Raw genomic sequence first — 2564 nt, forward strand, 5'->3', positions numbered from 1 at the left:
CTATGTATGATATAAATTATACTGGTTACTAATTAATAAATAGGTTACTATATGGCTAAGCAACGAAACAGGGTTAATTTAACTTTAGATGATGATATGTTCGCAACATTAACAGAATTATCTGAGTTATCAGGTACGCCAAGGGCTGCTTTAATCAATGATTTATTAACTGATGTTAAACCGCATTTAGATTTGTCTATTGATTTGATGAAGAAGTTAAAGGCTAATGAAATGCAAATGTCTGATGCGAGAATGATTTTTAACAATTTGGTTGCTGATGCTGGAGATGTAATTAACCATGCTCAGGGTGAAGTTAACAGAGCCTTGAGAGAGATTAACAAACCTGACGAGGAGTCAGAAGACAATGCTACAGATAACAGGAAAAGTGATTAACGTATTTACCCAAGATGGTGGTACGAATAAGGAAGGCGAAGAATTTGCCGAACGTCATAAAGTACAGCTAATGGGTGAACGTGCTTTACCCAATGGTGATGTTCAGATGGATTTAATGAGTTTAACCGTTCAGGACTTGAGCGATTGGAACGAAGCACAAGGGAAGATTATTTCTATTGACGTTGGAGCGTTCGCTCCAAGCAAGGGCAGCATTATTTATTTTGTTAGCAAAGGCTCTAAGCCACAGATTAGAGGTGCTGCATGATTCAATTAGATTTAAACAATGATGATATGAAAGCTCTTAGAGAGTGTATTCATTCACAGATGGAAGCTGCTGCTGATTTCTTTTCAAATGCCAATTCTTCTGAATTTATCCATACAGCAAAAGAGTTACATCTATTGGCAAAACTTAGATTTGCCTTAGACCAACAGATAGATGAGGGCGATACCGCTACCAACGAATACGCCCTATCTAGTTTCTAAAGACAAGCAATAAAAAAGCCCTGCTAAGGAGTGCAATCCTACAGGGCTTTTTCATCAAATGACAAGGCTATTATAACATGGAAAATGCTAGTAATTCTAATCAAAAAACGGATTCCCTTGGTATACTTACGAAATATGCGTCCACGCCTGATATTAAAGGGCTAGCGGAGCTAGCAGTTCGTAGAACCGCAAAGTATTCTTTGCAAGAAGAAGCAAAAAAATTACTCCCCACAGAACGTGTCCGTTTCTGCTTACGTCATCGTGTCGATGCCACAAAAGGCATTGAGGTTAAATACAATCAAAAGAGAGAACAGGCGCATTACAGCAACGTGCAACGCTGCGGTAGTGTATGGACTTGTCCTATATGCTCGGCACAGATTAGCGAGGGCAGACGCCAAGAATTAAAGCAAGCTATGGAATACTGGCAAGGGCTTAACGGTGCTCAAGAGGTAGGCGGTATAGTTTTACTTCTAACCCTCACAAACCCTCACCATCATGGTGATAACCTAGAGCAGCAGCTCGGCGGTCAAAAAAAGGCATTAAAATATTTCTGGTCAGATAGAAAACCAAAAGAGATGTTTAAAGCATTGGGCAAAGTTGGTCATATCACAGCTACCGAAGTTACCTACGGCAAAAACGGTTGGCATCCGCATTATCATATATTGCTATTTTTTAAAGGGGCTATCAATACCAAGGAATTGAGGGACTTTATAGCGACTGTTTGGCAGAATTGCTGCGAGAAAGCAGGGCTTAAGATACCTAGTATCGAACATGGCTGTGACTTGAGAGAGGGCAAGTATGCTGATAAGTATGTCAGTAAGTGGGGCTTGGCTGATGAAGTCACCAAAGGACACATCAAAAAAGGCAAAGAGGACAGTGTAACTCCTTGGGATTTGCTCAAGCAATCGGAAGCAGGCTGTGAGAAGTCAGGATACTTGTTTCAAGTGTTCGCACAAGCGTTCAAGGGCAAGCGTCAGCTTAACTGGTCAAATGGGCTTAAAAAGCTGCTCAAGGTCGATGAAGTCACAGATGATGAATTAGCCACAGAAACAGATAAGGACAGCTTACAGGTCGATATTCTTGATATGGAGCTATGGCGTTTAATCCTTATTTATAAGTGTAGGGCTGAATATTTGACTGCTAAGGAACATGATATTAAATTCGGATCGAAACGAGCTGAAAATTTAATTATGGAATTGGCGGAACGTTATACCAAAGATTATGTACATGAAATGATGAAAAATGCAGATTTGCATCATGTTAGGGCGCAAGCCTTAGCGATTTAATATGTGCGTGTGGTGTACGCGCTCCCCCGACCGCGACGCACACACGCACATATTATTTAGCTCCCCACTTTAGCCACCAATGAAGTAAATGCGCACTTACGACTTGGCAACTGCCCAAGTCTTAAATGCGAAAAACCTACCTCCGCAATTTCTCTGAATCCTCTGCCCTCCAGTTAACAGCTTTTTGCTATCGTATGTCATAGTTCTTGAAGTGTAGCCTGTAGCGCACTCGGCATCTTTTTGCCGAGGGCTAGCGTTAAGGCACTATGCGATTTCTCAATACTCTAGTACTATGTATGATATAAATTATACTGGTTACTAATTAATAAATAGGTTACTATATGGCTAAGCAACGAAACAGGGTTAATTTAACTTTAGATGATGATATGTTCGCAACATTAA

The 2564-nt window shown here is 40.5% G+C and carries 4 protein-coding genes; all 4 read left to right on the forward strand.

Annotated features, from left to right (window positions below):
- Positions 1 to 51: 51 nt before the first annotated feature.
- On the forward strand, positions 52 to 393 hold the full coding sequence (locus I6E56_RS14885; RefSeq protein WP_197139297.1) for a hypothetical protein: 342 nt from the start codon (positions 52 to 54) through the stop codon (positions 391 to 393).
- A complete protein-coding gene (locus I6E56_RS14890; protein ID WP_197139298.1) occupies positions 386 to 658 on the forward strand; it encodes a hypothetical protein in 273 nt (90 codons plus the stop codon). Before I6E56_RS14885 ends, I6E56_RS14890 begins: the two co-directional genes overlap by 8 nt.
- Positions 655 to 876, forward strand: coding sequence for a hypothetical protein (locus I6E56_RS14895; RefSeq protein ID WP_197139299.1), 222 nt, complete (start codon positions 655 to 657; stop codon positions 874 to 876). Before I6E56_RS14890 ends, I6E56_RS14895 begins: the two co-directional genes overlap by 4 nt.
- Before the next feature lie 77 nt (positions 877 to 953).
- Positions 954 to 2162: a protein rep gene (locus I6E56_RS14900; RefSeq protein WP_197139300.1), complete on the forward strand. Its 1209-nt coding sequence runs from the start codon at positions 954 to 956 to the stop codon at positions 2160 to 2162.
- The last annotated feature ends 402 nt before the right edge of the window (positions 2163 to 2564 follow it).

The organism is Salinibacterium sp. NK8237 (assembly GCF_015864955.1).
Lineage (GTDB): Bacteria > Actinomycetota > Actinomycetes > Actinomycetales > Microbacteriaceae > Rhodoglobus.

Coding starts and splice junctions, on each gene's coding strand:
- I6E56_RS14885 (WP_197139297.1), top strand. CDS start 52: ATGGCTAAGCAACGAAACAGGGTTAATTTAACTTTAGATGATGATATG.
- I6E56_RS14895 (WP_197139299.1), top strand. CDS start 655: ATGATTCAATTAGATTTAAACAATGATGATATGAAAGCTCTTAGAGAG.
- I6E56_RS14900 (WP_197139300.1), top strand. CDS start 954: ATGGAAAATGCTAGTAATTCTAATCAAAAAACGGATTCCCTTGGTATA.